This window comes from Cytobacillus sp. FSL K6-0129, from assembly GCF_038007625.1.
Lineage (GTDB): Bacteria > Bacillota > Bacilli > Bacillales > Cytobacillaceae > Cytobacillus > Cytobacillus kochii.
Genome location: NZ_JBBOXM010000001.1, coordinates 2,772,577 through 2,791,005 on the forward strand (window position 1 = coordinate 2,772,577; position 18,429 = coordinate 2,791,005).

Genomic DNA, 18,429 nt, shown 5'->3' on the forward strand with positions numbered 1-18,429 from the left:
TCCTTCTGCTCCTTTACCATTTAAGAACTATTCGACTAAAGCTTGGCTAGCCGTAATAATCGCAAGCTTATAGACATCTTCCTCATTACAACCGCGGGAAAGATCATTAACCGGTTGATTCAAACCTTGTAAAATCGGACCTACCGCTTCAAATCCACCTAATCTTTGCGCTAACTTATAGCCAATATTTCCTGCTTCGAGGCTTGGGAATACAAAGACATTTGCTTGTCCATTGATTGGTGAACCCGGCGCTTTTTTCTCTGCGACAGAAGGTACGAACGCTGCGTCAAACTGAAGCTCTCCATCAATGACAAGCTCTGAATTTTTTTCTTTTGCCATAGTTACTGCCTCAATGACCTTATCAGTTTCTGGAGAATTTGCAGATCCTTTTGTCGAAAAGCTCAACATAGCCACACGAGGATCAATATCCATCATTTTTGCTGTTTTTGCACTCTCTACAGCGATTTCTGCTAATCCTTCTGCATCAGGGGAAATATTGATCGCACAGTCAGCAAAAACATATTGTTCTTCCCCACGAACCATAATAAATACACCAGAGGTCCTTTTCACCCCTGCTTTTGTTTTAATGATTTGTAATGCCGGTCTGACAGTGTCTGCTGTTGAATGTGCCGCTCCACTTACCAAGCCGTCCGCTTTGTTTGCATAAACAAGCATCGTTCCAAAATAGTTTTCATCCAAAAGAATTTCCTTTGCTGCTTCCGCTGTTACTTTCCCTTTTCTCCGGTCGACGAATACAGGAAGCAATTCATCCATATACTCACTATTTTTTGGGTCAATGATTGTACAATTTTCTAAAGAAACCCCTAATTTAGTGGCCTGATTAGTAATTCCCTCTTCATCTCCAAGTAAAATAGGTACAAGAATGCCTTCCTCAGCTAAGCGACTGGCAGCAATAAGAATTCTATCGTCTGTACCTTCAGGAAAAACGATTTTCAAGCTCTTCCCGTTTATTTTTGCTTTCATTATTTCAAATAAGTTGCTCATATTAAGCCCCTCCAATTAATCATTTAAATGCAATTATTTCTTCTCTTCTTCCATTACAATAGACCGCTCGTTAAATAGCAATAGAAAAGGCAAATGTCGGTTAATTCTAAAAAATGAATTCTCTTAAATAAAACAGTGCACTGAAGCTCTTCATTCATATCATACTTATAACCTATCCATTAAGCAAAATAACTAATCAACACTAGCTAGTTTTAATCGTGTGGTTTGCTGGCTAAACTATGGTATAGTAAACATGAAGTAAATAGTACATATATGAGGAGCGATGACAATGAACGAAGCAGCAAAAACTCTTGACGGCTGGTATTGTCTCCATGACTTCCGTGCCATCGATTGGACTACATGGAAAATGATTTCTAGCGATGAGCGTGAAGCCGCTATTCACGAATTTCTATCACTGGTTGATAAATGGAACACCACGCAAGCTGCCGAGCAAGGTAGCCATGCACTATATACAATTGTCGGTCAAAAAGCAGACTTTATGATGATGCTTTTACGCCCAACAATGGAAGAATTAAATGAGCTAGAAAACGAATTCAATAAAACAAAATTAGCAGAATATACGATTCCGACTTTCTCTTATGTTTCTGTCGTAGAATTAAGTAACTATATGGCAGGAGATTCTAATGAAGACCCTTATCAGAATCCTCATGTGAGAAGTCGACTATATCCAACACTTCCACAAGCGAAATATGTTTGTTTCTATCCAATGGATAAGCGTAGACAAGGTGAGGATAACTGGTATATGCTCCCAATGGATCAACGTCGTGAATTAATGCGCAGCCATGGTCTCATCGGGCGCTCTTATGCTGGCAAAGTTAAACAAATCATCACTGGCTCAGTTGGATTTGACGATTATGAGTGGGGCGTCACTTTATTTGCCGACGATGTGCTACAATTCAAAAAGCTCGTATACGAAATGCGTTTTGATGAAGTAAGTGCTCGTTACGGAGAGTTCGGTGCCTTCTATGTAGGCAACCTATTACCAGAAAGTGGCTTAAGTAAGTTTTTACATGTTAATTAATCGATATTGTTCCCGTCAATTTATTGGCGGGAGTTTTTTTGTCATAAAAGAAAAGGCTTATACATAGTTATAAATAGTGAGTTTATGAATAAGCCTCTATCTAGCAACATGGCAAAACTTTTAAGAGGTGATTGTATGGGCGTGATAGCCTACACAGAAGCAGATGTAAAGCTACTAGCAAGACTTTTGCGTGCAGAAGCAGAAGGTGAAGGAAATCTTGGTATGTTAATGGTTGGCAATGTCGGCGTCAATCGCGTCCTTGGTAATTGCTTGGATTTTAAAGACATTACATCCATTAGGCAAATGGTTTTTCAAAATCCTGGTGGGTTTGAAGCAACGCAGAAAGGCTATTTTTATCAAGCGGCACGATCGAATGAATTGAACTTAGCAAGAAGAGTTTTAAAAGGCGAAAGGCAACACCCTGCTAGTAATGCTTTATGGTTTTTTAGACCAGGTGGCGATTGTCCAGCACAATGGTATAACCAATGGAATTCAGGTAGGTTCAAATCACACTGTTTCTATATCCCTACCGAATCAGATTGCCCATCTGTTTATTAATTTATTTGGAGGGAAGTGCAATGACTCAACAAGGTTATCCTTATTATGGTGGGTATCCCCAACAACAACAGCAATACAGCAACCAATATCAGCAGCAGCCTCAACAGAATTACAACACTCAACCACCTCAAGTAAACATACCAACACAAGGGATGCCAACAAACGTTCAAGGTCAAACAACAGGTCAACTGCCAATGGAACAATCCTTTATTGAAAATATTCTCAGATTAAATCGCGGCAAGCTTGCATCCATTTATACAACATTTGAAAATAATTCACAATGGAATGCCAAAGTGTTTAAAGGAATCATTGAAGCAGCTGGACGTGATCATGTCATTATTAGTGACCCCGAAACGGGTGAGCGCTACTTAATCCCAATGATTTATTTAGATTATGTTGTTTTTCCTGAGGAGATTGAATACTATTATCCAGCACAATTAACACAATACAACCCAAGGTAAGCAGAAAAGCGGAAGGCGCCCGCCTTTCGGCGACAAGCATAAGACGAGACGGCGGAAAGGTTGTTCTTTAACTTTTTTGACAGCTTTGACTTATGACCTCGAGCTCCATGACGCTGGAGCTAGACATGATGAAAAGCGGAAGCGGCTCGCTCTGGAGCGACAAGCATAAGACGAAGATGGCTGTGAGGTTGTCCTTTACCTCATAGACAGCTTTGACTTATGACCTCGAGCTCCATGACGCTGGAGCTAGACATGATAACTCATTGAACAATTTTATACTTTCTTTTGAAAAAGGGCTGAACATCATAAATGTTCAGCCCTTCATTATTATAGGTGTTTTACAGCAAATACAAGAATAAGTACCCAACCTACAAGGAATGCTACACCACCAATAGGTGTAATGGCGCCTAATATGGATATTTTCGTTAATGCTAAGATATATAAACTTCCAGAGAAAAATAAGATACCAAATGCCATTAACCAGCCCGACCAAGTTAATAAGGAAGAGTCTGGCATTTTCGATAATAATAAAGCAACAATAAAAATTCCAATAGCATGGAACATTTGATATTGTACAGCCGTTTGCCAATTATCCATATACTTGCCTACTACTTTACCTTCTAAAGCATGGGCACCAAATGCACCAAATGCAACTGCTAGAAAGGCAAAAATCGCCCCAATAATGATGAAAAGCTTCATTTATTTTCAGCCTCTTTCTTTTAAGTATATATTTAGTATAACAGGTAAAGCAAAGCCACTCCTTAAAAGTCAAAAATTGACTCACCGTTTGCCTCATCACCCATTTTCATTGGTTTTTCATTCAGGCTTACCTGTTGAGGACTGGGGATATTCGTCTGGGTAGTTACCATCGGTTGTTGCTGCGTTTGCGCCGCCCGGACTGCTCCCGTTGATTGTTGATCAAGAATCACTTCACACAACGTTTTAATAGCATGGACTCTTTCTCTTACTGCCGATTCATTTAACCCCTTCGCCTCACTAATCTCAGCTTCCATTTTACTTAGCATTTTCTCGATTGAAATACTCATGTATTCACCTACTTCATCTACCATCTTTTTCTTCTTATAGTGTATCAGTTCTTCTTTTCAAAACGCAAACACGATTGCCCTGACGCAGTATGAACCTCCATCGATGGCCATTTTTTTGTTTTAAAACCAAATGCCTTGCAGCCTCTGGGAAATCTTTGATCCCATGTAACATAGAAAAATTTACATTTGACACAGCTTACCTTTTTCTCCGGCATTTCGACAGCACCCCTCTCGTTTCACGTGAAACATGACGAAAAGTCTTATAAATTGTCTATTTTCCAATCTATCGGTTTCTCTCCCCATTCTAACAATTTTTGATTAATTTTTGAGAATGGATTGCTACCAAAGAAGCCTCTATGAGCAGATAACGGACTCGGATGGGGCGCGAGGATAGTGGCATGTTTTTCTGTATTAATTAACTTTAACTTCGCTTGCGCGGGCTTCCCCCACAACACAAAAATAATAGGCTTCTCTCTATGATTTAAAGAAGTAATAATATGATTCGTAAACTCTTCCCACCCTTGTCCACGATGAGCATTGGCCTCTCCTTCTCTTACTGTTAATACCGTATTTAATAATAATACCCCCTGCTTCGCCCAAGAAATGAGGCAACCATGGTTAGGTATGGGACAACCAATATCTGCTTCTAATTCTTTATATATATTTCGTAGAGAGGGCGGAATTTTCACACCAGGTTGTACCGAAAAGCTTAAGCCATGCGCCTGATTGGCACCATGATATGGGTCTTGACCAAGGATAACCACCTTTGTCTCTTCAAAGCTCGTATATTCCAATGCATTAAAGATATTTCCCTTTACAGGATAAATCGTATGATGCCGATATTCCTGTTCTAAAAAGCTCATCAACTTTTGGAAGTAAGGCTTTTCTTTCTCCGGAGAAAGTCTATTCTGCCAATCCGAATTCATCTCTTTCTCTCCTTCATTAGTTTTTATACTATTTTCATTGATTATTAGATATACTATAGAGAATACAATTAACTGCTCGGAAATGAAAGCACGAAAGCGGAAAGGATGAGGTGATAGATAAAATGAAGGTTGCCTTAATACACGCAACAACGACTGCTTTAAAGCCTATAGAAGAAGCGTTTAGAAAAGTGGCGCCTGAGGTTGAATTATTACATTTCATGGATACTCACTTACTGACGATGATTGAAGAAAGCGGCTCATTGACACCAGAAATTGCTCGACGCTTTTCAAAATCTGTCTCTTTAGCAGCGGAAGCTCGCCCTGATTGTATTCAGCTAACTTGTTCGGCATTCAATCCTTTAACAGCTATCCTTCAACCACTTTGTCGAGTAAAAATGTTCCGTTCAGACGAAGCGATGCTAGATGAGGCTTTAGAATATAATCGTATCGGTTTAATCTCTACCGTCAGAGAAACACCCGAAGCGCTAATTAATTACCTACAAGCACGTCAACCGAACTGTGCCATTGAATCTGTTGTTGATCCTGGCATCATCCATCTACTTTTTGAAGGGAAAAAAGAAGAGCATGACGAAAGAGTCAGGAGAATGGTGGCGGAAATGGATGGAAAGGTAGATGTCATCGTCCTCTCGCAATACAGCATGGCACATGTAGCTAACCAAGTAACACCCAACACCCCTATTCTTGTTGCACCGGAAGCAACTGCGAAACGGTGTTTTCAATATATACTGCAAAAATGATTTAAGAAACAAGCATAACCACTGCTTGTTTCTTTTATTCACTAAATTGCTCTACTGTTCATTTTTATTAAGAAATGTTTGTATCGATACGGATTCAAATGAAGCCACCTATTCACAAGGAATGATAAATTCATATAGTAGTTGCTCACTATTTAGTAGCTTCACACATTAAACATTTCTAGCTTGTCCTGGTTCATTCAATGACTGCTGCTTTGTGTTTCGTAAAATAATCGCCAAAGCAACAAGGAATAAACAAGCAGACACTTGAAAGATAAAAGTTACTGATACCACACTTTTTAATATGCCTACTAATGTTATACTCATTACCATAGACCCACTAAACAGAGGCACTAAAATACCGTTGACCCTCCCTATAAGATGATCATTCGTATTTTTTAATACCATTGTATGAATGCCAATTTGAATAACCGGAAGAAATACCCCATATAAAAATTGTCCTAATAGTGTTAGCATAAGTACTGTTGAATAGCCAATTATACTTATAGATATCGCGGTCATTGCCACTCCTATTGCTAAAAACTTCATCGGTTGTATCTTACTAGATAAAGTAAATGATATTACTCCACCAATCACCATTCCTAAGCCATTTATCATGAGAAGCCACTGTAAATACTCTGTTCCTAATGACAATTTTTCCATGACAATAAAAATGTTCATTGGTTGAATGAGCCCTACTGCTAGTCCTGCAAATAAGAAACATGCTCCCAGCGCTTTTAATTGATTATTTTTAAGTACGTATTTTATTCCACCCCTCATATCATCCAAAATATTGGCTATATGTATGGACGACTCCCTTTCAATATTTTTACTCTCTGTAATGAAAAACAACGAAAAAGCAGATAATAGAAAGGCACTTCCAGTTATTAAAATGGAAGGGAGAAGGCCTAAGTTTTCATAAACAATGGTACCAATGACCGGCCCCATTATCATAAAAACAGCAGATAAGGTTTGATAAAGAGACATCGCAGGCTGTAATAGTTTGTCTGGGAGATTTTGCTTAAATAACTTCATACCCGCTGGTTGTGAAAGCTGGGAAAGTACTGCAGAAATTAAAGTAATAAAAAAGACAACTTTCCAAGTACTAAAAAGTAGCGCAGCAAAAATAGCAAAAATTGATATTGCCGTAAGAATATCACACCATACCATCGTCTTCTTTGGTCGCCAACGGTCTGCAAATGTTCCTCCTAGGAAAGAAAACAAGAAAATGGGGGCATACTCCGCAAGCATAATAAAAGAAATGGCTATAGCGTTCCCATTCGTTTGTTCAGTAACAAATAGTAATATCGAAAAGTTCCTAATCCAAATACCCATTTGAAGAAATAAGGCAGAGAAAAGGATACAATAAATAAAGCGGTTATTAAAAATTGAACTCACCTTTCATTCTCCTTTTTGAATACTTTCACACAAATTTAAAAGCATAAACAGATCTTATTCTCGTCCAAAATACCCACAGAATTGAGAAAAAGAAAGCCTAGTGAAAACACCACTAAGCCTCAATGTTTACTTCTTCTTTTTGAGCTCTTTTCTTTTTAAACTTCTTTTTCATCTTCATTAAAGCTTCATAAACAACTGGAACTACAATCAAAGTGAGTATTGTTGAAGTTGTAAGACCACCAATGACTGTTATCCCTAACCCCCTCGAAATTAAGCCACTTCCATCCGTCTCACCAGTAAACACAAGTGGAACCAATGCCCCTACAGTTGCAAAAGCGGTCATTAATATCGGTCTCAAACGTGTTGTACCCGCTTCTAATATTGCCTCCCTTAAATCAATACCTTCTTTTTCATTCTGAATAATTCTCGCCACTAAAACGATCGCATTTGTTACAACTATTCCGATTAACATTAAGGCACCAATCATTACTGAAATACTAATTGGTTCTCTAGTTAACAAGAGTCCAACCAAACTCCCAATAATTGCATATGGCAAGGAGAATAGGATAGCAAATGGTGCTAGACCACCTCCAAATGTGACAATTAAAACGAAAAATACAACGAAGATAGCAAGACCTGAAGCAATAATTAATTGATTAAAAGAGTCTTCAATTTGATCTGAAACACCGCCAAATTCGAGGTTGACTCCATTCCCAAATGAAATCCCTTTTAATTCACTTTCTAAACCTTTGATTGTCTTATTGATATCATTGCTTTGAACATTAATCGTTACTTCACCATATTGCTTGCCATTACGATTGTATATAGCTGAGGGAGCTTCTTGCTCAATAAGTTCTGTCACCTCTGATAGTTCTATCTCTTCACCAGACAAAGTGGAAATAGGCAACTTAAGATAATCCTCCTGTTTTTCAATCGCTTTTGCTGTATTCAAGTAAACAGGTAAGTCGTCTCCTTCCTCATTTATAGTGGTGAGTCTCATGTCAACCCCTCCACCTAGTGCTGAATAAACCTGTTCTGGGTGCACACCATTATCAATTAATTCATCCAGTTTCAGCTGAAAACCAAGCTTATCATGCAACTCAGAGACATTAGTTTTTATGCTCTTTACTTCTTCTCTATTTGATAGTTTATCTTCAATCTGACCTATTGACTGATTAATCTCTTCAAAATTATTACCGTAAACATAAATATTCATTTGACTATTGCCTGAACCAGAATCCTGAAAACTCCATTCTCCCTCGGTTTGCTTCCGAATTTCAGCAGAGATTACTTCCTGCTCTTTTCCAAAGTCTTCAACGCTTCCTTTATATTTAATGAAGAATAAAACTTGTCGCGTATCCGCTGGGTTAAGTGGATTTCCTCCACCTTGTGATGATTGAACGAGCTCAATATGTTCCCTGCCAAGCAAATAATCTTCTACAGTCTCCACTTGCTCATTAATTTCTTCTCTTGTATCACCTGTTTTTGGATCATAAGTGATAATAAGTAAATTATTTTCATCTTCTTGTATGAAGGTGACGCCAATAAATGGAATCAAAAACAAACTACCAATTAAAAGAATATTGATACATGTGAAAGATACGATTTTATGATTAAGACTCCATCTTAGTATCTTTCTATACGTTTCTCCTTTATGTTTCTTATCTCTAGAAGCACGCTTTTCAACTTTTCTACTCATCATAAAATGAGCCATCATTGGCACAATTGTTATAGAAACTAACAGTGAGGCTAAAAGGGCAAATACGATTGTTAATCCAAAAGGATAAAATAGTTCTCCTACTGGACCATCAACAAGCCCTAATGGAAGGAACACTGCAATTGTTACAATCGTAGAGGACATAATTGGTGAAAACATTTCCTTTGTAGCTGCTACAATTAATGCATTTCCACTCAATGGTTCTTTAGATAACTTTATTTTTCTATGAATGTTCTCAATAACAACAATTGAGTCATCAACTACTCTTCCAATGGCAACTGTCATCGCTCCAATTGTCATTAAGTTCAAGCTAATTCCAATTCGATGAAGTAACAATAATGCAATGAGTAATGATAGTGGAATTGAAATAACCGATATAAGGGTAGATTTTATATCTCTCAGAAACAGTAATATAATCAATACTGCAAAGGCGGCTCCTATTAGAGCCTTTTTGAACATCATACTGATGGAATCTTTTATTGGATCGCCACTATTCAATACTGTTTCAAATGTTAAACCCTCATACTGTTTTTCTAATTCATCCATTTTATTGGTTATTGCGTCAATAATTTCAACCGTATTCCCGTTTACTCCTTGTACTACTTGGATACCAATTGACTCTTCCCCATTAAATCTAGAGATGGACGAAGAGCTTTGCTCTAACTCAATTTCGGCAATATCATTAAGGGTAGGTGTTGCTTCTGCTGTTTGATCTACTCCTTCTATTACAGATTGCGGATTAATTGGCACACTAATATCCTTTAGTTTTTCTATATCCAATTCGCTTTGAATCGCAACGACCTTTTCTTGATTATCAACCTCTTTCACGCCTAATGAAAATTCATTTAACACGCTATTCAAATATTCTGCTACGTCTTGATCACGCAGTTGATATTCTTGTAGTCTTTCCGGTAAAAGATTGATTCTGACCTCTTTCGTCTCATTCCCAACGATATTTACTGTAGAGATTCCCTGAATTTCTTCAAAAGCCGGCTGTATTTCATTTTTTACGAGATTGCTTACTTCCGAAAGGTTACTATTCTGATTTAATACGGATACTACTAAAATTGGTAAATCATTAAAGCTAAGTCTCGCAACCTTTGGTGTCTGGGCATCCTCCGGAAGATTCAGGTTTTTTATCGTTTCTTCAATTTCCTGCTCTGCTTCCTTAAGATCCTTGTCAAATCCATATTCTACTTGGATCGATGACGCGTCTTGCATGGAAGTTGATACCACATTTTTTACCCCATCTAAATTCCGCACACCATTTTCTATCTGATTGGTAATTTTATCCGAAACTTCTTCAGACGATGCACCGGGATAAATAGTTGTAATATCAACGATTGGCTCATTAATATTTGGGAGTTGCTCCATTTTCATTTGAAAGGCAGAAAACATACCAAAGACTATAATAAAGATTGTGACGATCCAAATTGCGAGCTTGTTCTTAATTGAAAAATTAATGATTGACTTCATTCTTCGACTCCTTCTATTTTTTACTTATTATCACCTACAAACACCTCTCTATTGTATTCAGTTTGAACAACAAAAAGATTAGAGTATCACGCAAATTTCGCCTGTTATTAAAAAATGCTAAAAACCTCCTAAAAAAGGAGGTTTTTTCATAGGTAAACAGTTGTAATTTCATCTATAGAAACAATTACAGAACCATTAACTGAAGCAATACCCTTCCCTTTCATTAATCCATTTCTTATCCTTGTAACCTCAAAGTACAAATCTAACTTATCCCCTGGATAGGCTGAACCATGTATTTGAGCGCCATTAATCCCAGCTAATATTTCATATTTTTCTGATTTTTCAATACGGACAAAAGCGCCTATTTGACCAATTGCTTCAATAATAAGTGTAGAGGGCATACTTTTTTGACTTTCACTGATAAACCATTCGTTATTGCTTATATTTTTATAACCCTTTACCCACTTCATCGGGTCTCTTTCAACTACTCGATCTACGTATAGGAAAGGGTATTTGTGCGGTAAATACGATAAGCTTTCCATAACCTTAAACAGATTCAGATTTTTTTTGTTTCTCAATAAAACTAATAATATTATTGATAGTCATAAAGGAATCAGTATCTAGTGTGCTATATTCTAAGCCAAATTCTTTTTTTAATTCATTAATGAAAACCAAAACATCCATAGAATCTAAACCATATACTGAATCTGGCCCAAATAAATAGCTATCATCCAATAATTCCTCCGGTTTAATGTCCATTTTGTAGACCTCAATAAATTTTTCTTTTATTTTTTCTTTCATTTTCCTAACCCCTTTTCTCATTTTTAGTATATTTTAAGCAGATAGAACCCCATAAGAAACCCGCACCAATAGCTGAAAGAACAATCGTATCATCCTCTTTCACTTTTCCATCTTTCAAGGCTTTATATAAAACTGAATATAATGTCGCTGAACCAGTATTGGCATATTCTTGTACAGTTATGGTCGTTTTTTCGAGTGGGACATTTAAATCATGCATAACTTCTTTTACTATATTAAGATTTGCCTGATGGACTAAGAAATGATCAATATCACCTATTGTTAATCCTGCAGATAATATGGCTTCCCTTATAGAGGTTGGAACTACTCTTGTTGCAGTATTCCAGACTTCACGACCATTCATCTTAACAAATTGGCTTGTTCTATAATCTTCATTTTCACCCAATGGTTCTGTCCCGCCTCCAGGGATTTGAACTGCATAATTAAGCTCTGAATCTAAATGGAAGGAAAGAATGCCTTCACCCTCTCTTGTTTTTTGCAACACCATTGCTCCAGCTGCATCACCAAAAAACACACGTGTAGTGCGATCCTTTGGATCACTAATCCTCGAAAGGATTTCACAACCGATCACTAATACATTTTTCACATTGCTATTTTGGAGTAGATGAGTCCCGACATACATAGCATATATCCCACCTGCACAGCCACTTTGCGTAAGATCAATCGGAATCGCTTTTTCTGCACCTATTTTTTCTTTGATAATCATTGCAGTTGAAGGTAATGCTTGATCAGGTGATGTAGTGGTTACAATAATGGCATCAATCTCTTCTGCTTGAATATCGGCATCCAAGAGTGCCTCCGCCGCTGCACTTGCACAGAGGTCAGAAGTCACATACTCATCTTCTAGGTACCTCCTTTCCTTTATTCCGGTTTTGTCCTGTATCCATTGATCACTTGTATCTAGTTCTTTCACCAGATCTTCATTTTTTACAATTTTGCCTGGTACACGAAATCCTATCCCTTGAATATTAACTGGGATTTCTAAACCCGTTTGATTCAATATTTTTTCAGTGAGTAATGCTTCCATTTACCTTATTCACCTCTCCTTTATTGGAAAATCCCCATATATATCTTTTAAAGCAGATGCTACATCATTTACTTGTACAAAGCATTCTAGTATAACTGATTTACCTACTCTATACGCAGCCATAGCTTCTTTAATTGAATCTACGAGTTCATGACAGGATTTTACTTGTAGGTGATGCAGATTTGAATGTACACCTATAAGCGCCGATTCCTCTTCATGAATAAAAACGGAAGATGCCCCATTATTTTTATTTTGATAAGCTAACCATCCATATCCACCATTATTTAAAACAACATATATGATGGGAATTTTATTTTGTACTACAGTTGAAAGATCGCTTTGGAAAAGATTAAATGCACCGTCTCCTACTATAGCCACAACCATTTTGTCTTTTTGAGCTTGGGCAACCCCTACTGCTGCTGCTGCTCCAAATCCTAAGGGCGTTTGTTCGCTAGGAGTAATAGCATCCTGACCCGCTTTTAGAGCATGATAAGGATAAAAATAACTCCACATGTCTTGCAAACCATTTTCATGAACAAAAACAACCTCTTTAGGTAAATAACTATTTAACACGTTAAGAATGTCAGCAACCCTTAATTGATTATAATGATAAGTTACTGCATCCTTTTCTCTAAAAAGATGATTCTTTAAATTTTCCGCAAATTCTATCCACTGATATGAATCTTCTCTTGGAATACTAGTCTCCATTAATTTACTTAAAATTTCTTCTGCATCCCCCTGGAGATTGAAACTATCATACAAAAGATTGAAACCTTGCTCACTGATATTAATTTGAATTATTTTATTTGCTTTTAGTGAGGCTTCCCAACCGAAAGTAGCTGTTTCTTCGAGTCTACTACCCACTGATATAAATAAATCTGATTGTGTGATAAGTTCCATCATATGAGCTGGACAATATAATCCTGCTAAACCACAAAAAAGAGGATCCTCTTCAGAAATCGCACCACGTCCTGAAGCTGTTACAAAGATAGGTGCCCTAAGCCATTCCGCAAATGCCTTTAATATATGTCTATCTCTTCCCCATTTCGTTCCGCCCCCGTAAATGATGATCGGCTTTGTTGATTCTTTAATCATCCTTCTTGCTTTGTTTATATTTTCTACATCTGCAGAAAGCTTTGAATGAATGGTAGGTATATATGAGGAAAATTCATTTTTCTGCACCTGTTGAAAACCAATGTCCTCTGGTATTTCTATATAAACAGGTCCAGGTGATCCTGATGTGGCAAGAAATATTGCTTTCTTCATTACCCAATGAATTGAATCAGCGCTCTCCACACGGTGGGCCCACTTTGCTAGAGGAGACACAACTTCGTATTGATTAGCTTCCTGGAAGGACCTATTAAAGCCATATTTTTCTGTTTTAGTGCTAGTTGCAATGATTAAAACCGGTGCACATTGTGCATCTGCCTCAAGGACACCCGTCATACAATTCATCATTGCTGGTCCTTTTCCAACAACACATACACCTAATTGATTCATGGCCAAACTATAACCAGTTGCCATGAACATCGCATTTCTTTGATCCTTTGTTATTAAAAAATTAATGTTATTCTTTTTTATTTCTATCATTAGTGCAAGATCATCACTAGGTAAACCAAAAACTTGAGTTACTCCATTGCATTTTAGGGCTTGTGTAATTGCATACCACACTGTATTACTAGTCATGCTTCGACTCCCAATAATCATGGAGGATTTTCGAAAGTAAAATAGGCTTAATGATTAATTGACCTTTATAAGAAACATAATTAGCCATCGGACCATAACCTCCGAACGGGGCATTTCCATTTTCTATATCTAATAAGGTTTCATTTATTGATACCGTATGCCTCTTATGTAATGCATCGATTAAATTTTTATTGCAATCTCCATACACCGTTGCCCCCATCGCTCTCTCAAGAAAATAACCTGTATTAAAAACCTCCAAGATTTCGTCAACATTCTTATACGTAACCACATTAAAGATAGGAGAAAAGAATTCAGCCATTGGCAAATCATCCTCTATTTTGCTTAACAAGATCGTTGGTTCTATTCTTCTTTCACGATAATGAATATTACCTCCTGAGTAGATATAGTTACTAAATTGATTTAAATGTACGGCCACAACGTCTATTGCAGATAGGTAGTGAATAGGGCCATAATCCATTACTTCGTCCTTATTGCTACCGAATTTGAGTATCTCTAATCTTTGTTTTAACATTGAAACGAATGGTTCTTTCAAATGTTCTGGCACATAAATAACATCTGGACCTAAGCAGTCTTGCCCGGAATTATATGTCCGTATAGAAACAAGGTCATTGATGGATTTTTCTACATCCGCTGATTCAGTTAAGATAAATGGATTGACTCCGTGACCAAAGAAAACAAAGAATTGATCTTCTGAAAGTTGGAATTTAATTTCCTCAGCATTTTTATAGGCACCAGTAAAAATGACTAGTTCCGCCTGTAGAGCTGATTCTTTAATGTACTTTCGATGAGACAATTCTAATAAGTGAATAGGCAACTGATGTATTTCTTTTAACAAATTGTGTAGCTTTCTAACTTGTTCAATAACAAGCCCTGATCCCCTAAATTCAATTTTTTCTACATAAAGCGAAGGGATTAACAAGTAGAGGACATATGAGTATAACAAAACGTTTGATGGCATAAATACTGACATACTATTCAATGTTGGTGGCCTATTTTCATTGACCTCTGCAATCGCGCGGGTGAGAGCTTGAATAGATATATTTATTTCATCTTTAGCTGTATGATAAGGTGAAACCTCTGTCAATATTTCCATCATACATTCTCTGTTTTTTTCGAGATATTCAATTGTACGCTCAATCGCTTCCTTTCTCTCCAGAACTAAAGATGGGAAAGAATCAACTATGATAGTGCTATGCAATTTGAATCCTCCTCTCTATTTTGATTCCATTGTGATGCAAGTTTTTGTAATCCAACCTGATCAACCTTTCCATTTAACAAGTATGGAAATTCCTTTAACACTAAGATTTTATTTGGCTGATAGAAAGGATCTATATGTGTATAAATATTTCGTTTAATTTCAGCTATTTTTGCAGGATCTTCCTCTATAAAGATAAGTACATATGAATCTTTCTTTTCGTCTCTAAAGGAAAAGACCTTCCCTCTATACCCCAAAGAATCAAATATTTCTTTTTCAATTGTTGCTGGGTATATGAGATAACCTTTCCTTAGGAACCCCTCCCCTTTTCGCCCAACTACGTAAAGATGCTGATCTTGTGTCATATATCCCAAATCACTTGTACGATACCATCCATCTAGAAAGGCTCTTTCTGTTTCTTTCTTTAAACCAAGGTATCCTTCCATTAATCCGGGGCTTTTTATTAACACTTCACCAATGTTTCCAGTTGGAGCTTCTTTTCCATATTCATCCATTATCATTATTGTTACACCCTCTAAAGGTTTACCGCAGCCTTTCTCGTTACCTGTATTTAAAGCTATATTTCCTGCTTCAGATAGACCATAGCCGTCAAGCAAGGGCCTGCCTACATAACCTTCAAAATCAGCAGCTAATTTAGCCGATAATGGAGAACCTCCAATACACCACAATCTAACACTTGATCTTTTTAAATCATTTCTAACCTCTTGCCTTTTTTCCATTAGCTGTATTAAAACATGATACGTAGAAGGAATAGCATCAACAACCGTTACTTTGTAATCAGAAATAGCCTTTAGAATTTTCCTTACTTTCTTGTAATCACATAAGACCAAATGACAATCCATCATCCACCAAATGAACACTAAAGATAATCCGTAAAAATGCGAAAAAGGAATAACCGGTAATAATATGTCGTTTCGAAGGTAGCACATGCTTTTCATCGTACTTTCTAAATTGATAAACATGGACTGTCCAGACTTTATTATTGCTTTTGATTGTCCCGTTGAGCCTGATGTATATAGTATTAGTGCATCCTTTCTTGATTTCCATTTTTCGATATTTAATTTAAATTCTATATACGATATTTCATCTGATGATGCCAATGACTTTATACTTATTGAATTCACGATAGGCAAATCACGATCTATTAAGCAAATCTTTGCATTGGTTTCTTCCATAACTCTCTTAATTTTTTGTTCACCTACCTGTCCATCTAGAAGTATAATGGAGCAGTCTAAATGGATTAGTGAAAATAGGGTAACAATAAACTCATAAGAATTTTCTGCGGAAATTACAACTCGATCTCCACTGGAGATACTGTGAAAAGATAAACTTTCGATAGATTGTCTTATATCGTGGAAGAGTATTTGTTTTGTATAGGATCCACTCTCTGTAAATATCATTTTATTCCGTCCTTTAATGGGTCACTGCCTGTTTAATTATCGAATCAGGATCAACCTTAATGGTCTTAATTTTATTTTTCAGAAGTTGGTAAAATAAATTTTTAGGACCTACAACATACACCTCTTTGATTCCGAGAGATTCCATCTGTTCAGTTACTAAGTCCCAACGTACAGGGAGGTCATATCCTTCCGACATCATCACTTTTAATTGCTCTGACTGATTAATTAATCTCCCATCTACATCCGAGATGATGGGTAGAGTAGGGGGCTTAAATTGAACATTAGCAAAAACTTCCCTTTCTACATCTAGTCGTAAAGGAGTTAATACCTCACTATGGATTGGATGTCCCATAGTATGAAGAGAAAAACACTTTGGCCTATTATTTAAGGTTCTTTTTAATAGATCAATTGTAGAAGCGCTACCGCAAAAACACATTACACTCTCCATATTTCCAACCAATTCTAAAAAATGCCCTTTCGACTTGAAATCCTCAATGATTTTATTGGACTCATTCAATGAAAGATTATAAACAAAGTGGGTTTTGAAATCCCCCAGCCGTTCATACCATTCACCTGATAATTTATTGGATTCTTTTGTTATCCATACAGCTTCTTTATAAGAAATGCTTTTCACGTAAATCGCTGCAACAATTCCACCAAAACTCGGACCAATTACCACTTGAGGAGAAAGGCTATATTCCTCATAGAAATGGTCTAACACAGCCATTGTATTGGCAAGGAAAGCACATTCCATCACTACGTAATCTTTATCTCCTACATTTTTGAAAGCCTCAATCAATGAAAAACCTAAAACTTCACTCGCCTCTTCAAATCTTCTTTTTGAAAATGGACTATTTTGCATAAAAGTTTTAATATCTTCATAGTATGATGGTGCTAAACCGGGAAACACTAGACCTATCATCTTTTAACCTCCAATAGACGAACTACTACTTCTTGTACATATTTTATTGATCTCCTCCGCCACAAGATATGATTCCACTTCAAAATCAATATCTGTAAATTGTAGTGATTTGGCTACAAAATTCCCAGGCCCTACCACAATCAACTTTTGCACATTATTTTCTGCTAAAAACTTTAGCGATTGATACCATTGAACAGGTTTGGTGTACTGATTAACTAGCTCATTCGCTATCTCTTTCCCGGTATATAAGGGTGTGGCAGTTACGTTACTAACCAAAGGTTTAATGGGATTCACCGGCTTGATCATGGGCATGAATTCATTCTCAAATCTCTCTTTAACAGATTGAAGAAGAGAACAATGACCTGGTGGTCCATAAGGAATTGTGATTCCAAGGCCCCCAAGAGGTGATATTTTGCTACTTAGCTCCTCAAGACTTTTTGTATCTCCATTAACAATCATTTGATTGGAAGTTCCGTACATACATGGTTCTAGCGTACAGCCTTTATTACGTAATTCAGTAATATGATCATCCAGTACCTCGGTATCAATGTTGTAGAAGAAATAAACTCCATTGCCCTTATTTCTCTTCTCCTCAGCCTCCATTAAGCACATAGCTTGAATCATTTTAACAGTATCTGTAAAATCAAGACTTCCACTACAATGGATAGCATTTACTTGGCCTAGACTTGGACCTAAATAAAAATCTGGCTGACTAATTTCATTTCTAATCAGCTTATATAAAGCTGAACTGATTGTTACAATGCTCGTTCGGGCAATATCTCCACGATTTGTCATGGCCTCATTTTCTAAAAAAAAACTTTTTGCTAAGTCTTTACCGATAATGTCACTTGCTTGTTCAAACTGTTCTCTTACTAAAGGGAAACGATCATATAAATTTTTGAAATCTCCCTTTTTAAGTTTCATTAAAGGTGGAAACAATATGGCTGTTCTCAA

18 protein-coding genes are annotated in these 18,429 nt (G+C 36.9%); 4 read left to right on the forward strand and 14 right to left on the reverse strand.

What is annotated here, in order from left to right; all coding sequences use genetic code 11:
* Positions 1-27: 27 nt before the first annotated feature.
* Positions 28-1,005, reverse strand: a complete 978-nt coding sequence (gene pta / locus MHI57_RS13840; RefSeq protein WP_095371535.1) for a phosphate acetyltransferase — start codon at positions 1,003-1,005, stop codon at positions 28-30.
* A gap of 289 nt (positions 1,006-1,294) precedes the next feature.
* Between pta and hemQ the strand changes: the two genes are divergently transcribed.
* The 3 genes from hemQ (at position 1,295) to gerQ (ending at position 3,066) form a co-directional block, all read left to right on the forward strand.
* A complete protein-coding gene (gene hemQ / locus MHI57_RS13845; protein WP_095371534.1) occupies positions 1,295-2,047 on the forward strand; it encodes a hydrogen peroxide-dependent heme synthase in 753 nt (250 codons plus the stop codon).
* A 135-nt stretch (positions 2,048-2,182) separates the two neighbouring features.
* A complete protein-coding gene (locus tag MHI57_RS13850; RefSeq protein ID WP_095371533.1) occupies positions 2,183-2,605 on the forward strand; it encodes a cell wall hydrolase in 423 nt (140 codons plus the stop codon).
* A gap of 20 nt (positions 2,606-2,625) precedes the next feature.
* The gene (gene gerQ / locus MHI57_RS13855; protein WP_322909852.1) at positions 2,626-3,066 is read left to right on the forward strand and encodes a spore coat protein GerQ; all 441 of its coding nucleotides are present in this window, start codon (positions 2,626-2,628) and stop codon (positions 3,064-3,066) included.
* A 327-nt stretch (positions 3,067-3,393) separates the two neighbouring features.
* Here gerQ and MHI57_RS13860 read toward each other — a convergent pair whose 3' ends face one another.
* The 3 genes from MHI57_RS13860 to MHI57_RS13870 form a co-directional block, all read right to left on the reverse strand.
* Entirely contained in the window at positions 3,394-3,765 is a 372-nt protein-coding gene (locus MHI57_RS13860; protein WP_095371531.1) for a DUF423 domain-containing protein, read from the reverse strand.
* 62 nt (positions 3,766-3,827) lie between these two features.
* Positions 3,828-4,112, reverse strand: a complete 285-nt coding sequence (locus tag MHI57_RS13865) for a YwdI family protein (protein WP_157733858.1) — start codon at positions 4,110-4,112, stop codon at positions 3,828-3,830.
* Positions 4,113-4,372: 260 nt separating this feature from the next.
* On the reverse strand, positions 4,373-5,038 hold the full coding sequence (locus MHI57_RS13870; protein WP_340976884.1) for a uracil-DNA glycosylase: 666 nt from the start codon (positions 5,036-5,038) through the stop codon (positions 4,373-4,375).
* Between the two features lie 122 nt (positions 5,039-5,160).
* Here MHI57_RS13870 and MHI57_RS13875 point away from each other — a divergent pair, with 122 nt between their 5' ends.
* Positions 5,161-5,796, forward strand: a complete 636-nt coding sequence (locus MHI57_RS13875; protein ID WP_095371527.1) for an aspartate/glutamate racemase family protein — start codon at positions 5,161-5,163, stop codon at positions 5,794-5,796.
* Positions 5,797-5,964: 168 nt separating this feature from the next.
* On the opposite strand, the gene MHI57_RS13880 is transcribed toward MHI57_RS13875, so the two are convergent.
* From MHI57_RS13880 to MHI57_RS13925, 10 genes are all read right to left on the reverse strand, one after another.
* Positions 5,965-7,191, reverse strand: a complete 1,227-nt coding sequence (locus MHI57_RS13880) for an MFS transporter (protein ID WP_095371526.1) — start codon at positions 7,189-7,191, stop codon at positions 5,965-5,967.
* A gap of 112 nt (positions 7,192-7,303) precedes the next feature.
* Positions 7,304-10,384: an efflux RND transporter permease subunit gene (locus tag MHI57_RS13885; protein WP_340976889.1), complete on the reverse strand. Its 3,081-nt coding sequence runs from the start codon at positions 10,382-10,384 to the stop codon at positions 7,304-7,306.
* Positions 10,385-10,530: 146 nt separating this feature from the next.
* Positions 10,531-10,926: a 3-hydroxyacyl-ACP dehydratase FabZ family protein gene (locus MHI57_RS13890; protein WP_095371524.1), complete on the reverse strand. Its 396-nt coding sequence runs from the start codon at positions 10,924-10,926 to the stop codon at positions 10,531-10,533.
* A gap of 4 nt (positions 10,927-10,930) precedes the next feature.
* On the reverse strand, positions 10,931-11,185 hold the full coding sequence (locus tag MHI57_RS13895) for an acyl carrier protein (protein WP_095371523.1): 255 nt from the start codon (positions 11,183-11,185) through the stop codon (positions 10,931-10,933).
* Positions 11,186-11,189: 4 nt separating this feature from the next.
* The gene (locus MHI57_RS13900) at positions 11,190-12,230 is read right to left on the reverse strand and encodes a 3-oxoacyl-ACP synthase III family protein (protein ID WP_340976892.1); all 1,041 of its coding nucleotides are present in this window, start codon (positions 12,228-12,230) and stop codon (positions 11,190-11,192) included.
* A 9-nt stretch (positions 12,231-12,239) separates the two neighbouring features.
* Positions 12,240-13,916, reverse strand: coding sequence for a thiamine pyrophosphate-binding protein (locus MHI57_RS13905; RefSeq protein ID WP_340976894.1), 1,677 nt, complete (start codon positions 13,914-13,916; stop codon positions 12,240-12,242).
* On the reverse strand, positions 13,909-15,135 hold the full coding sequence (locus tag MHI57_RS13910; protein WP_095373583.1) for an aldehyde dehydrogenase family protein: 1,227 nt from the start codon (positions 15,133-15,135) through the stop codon (positions 13,909-13,911). The genes MHI57_RS13905 and MHI57_RS13910 overlap by 8 nt, the downstream gene beginning before the upstream one ends.
* Positions 15,117-16,553: a class I adenylate-forming enzyme family protein gene (locus MHI57_RS13915; RefSeq protein WP_322909856.1), complete on the reverse strand. Its 1,437-nt coding sequence runs from the start codon at positions 16,551-16,553 to the stop codon at positions 15,117-15,119. The genes MHI57_RS13910 and MHI57_RS13915 overlap by 19 nt, the downstream gene beginning before the upstream one ends.
* A 13-nt stretch (positions 16,554-16,566) precedes the next feature.
* Positions 16,567-17,475, reverse strand: coding sequence for a hypothetical protein (locus MHI57_RS13920; protein ID WP_307316523.1), 909 nt, complete (start codon positions 17,473-17,475; stop codon positions 16,567-16,569).
* A gap of 3 nt (positions 17,476-17,478) precedes the next feature.
* Positions 17,479-18,429 (reverse strand): ACP S-malonyltransferase, encoded by a 951-nt coding sequence (locus tag MHI57_RS13925; protein ID WP_307316521.1) that lies wholly within the window; start codon positions 18,427-18,429, stop codon positions 17,479-17,481.

Coding starts and splice junctions, on each gene's coding strand:
- MHI57_RS13850 (WP_095371533.1), top strand. CDS start 2,183: ATGGGCGTGATAGCCTACACAGAAGCAGATGTAAAGCTACTAGCAAGA.
- MHI57_RS13875 (WP_095371527.1), top strand. CDS start 5,161: ATGAAGGTTGCCTTAATACACGCAACAACGACTGCTTTAAAGCCTATA.
- MHI57_RS13915 (WP_322909856.1), bottom strand. CDS start 16,553: ATGATATTTACAGAGAGTGGATCCTATACAAAACAAATACTCTTCCAC.
- MHI57_RS13870 (WP_340976884.1), bottom strand. CDS start 5,038: ATGAATTCGGATTGGCAGAATAGACTTTCTCCGGAGAAAGAAAAGCCT.
- MHI57_RS13900 (WP_340976892.1), bottom strand. CDS start 12,230: ATGGAAGCATTACTCACTGAAAAAATATTGAATCAAACGGGTTTAGAA.
- MHI57_RS13865 (WP_157733858.1), bottom strand. CDS start 4,112: ATGAGTATTTCAATCGAGAAAATGCTAAGTAAAATGGAAGCTGAGATT.
- MHI57_RS13890 (WP_095371524.1), bottom strand. CDS start 10,926: ATGGAAAGCTTATCGTATTTACCGCACAAATACCCTTTCCTATACGTA.
- MHI57_RS13895 (WP_095371523.1), bottom strand. CDS start 11,185: ATGAAAGAAAAAATAAAAGAAAAATTTATTGAGGTCTACAAAATGGAC.
- MHI57_RS13905 (WP_340976894.1), bottom strand. CDS start 13,916: ATGACTAGTAATACAGTGTGGTATGCAATTACACAAGCCCTAAAATGC.
- MHI57_RS13920 (WP_307316523.1), bottom strand. CDS start 17,475: ATGATAGGTCTAGTGTTTCCCGGTTTAGCACCATCATACTATGAAGAT.
- MHI57_RS13885 (WP_340976889.1), bottom strand. CDS start 10,384: ATGAAGTCAATCATTAATTTTTCAATTAAGAACAAGCTCGCAATTTGG.
- pta (WP_095371535.1), bottom strand. CDS start 1,005: ATGAGCAACTTATTTGAAATAATGAAAGCAAAAATAAACGGGAAGAGC.
- hemQ (WP_095371534.1), top strand. CDS start 1,295: ATGAACGAAGCAGCAAAAACTCTTGACGGCTGGTATTGTCTCCATGAC.
- MHI57_RS13860 (WP_095371531.1), bottom strand. CDS start 3,765: ATGAAGCTTTTCATCATTATTGGGGCGATTTTTGCCTTTCTAGCAGTT.
- gerQ (WP_322909852.1), top strand. CDS start 2,626: ATGACTCAACAAGGTTATCCTTATTATGGTGGGTATCCCCAACAACAA.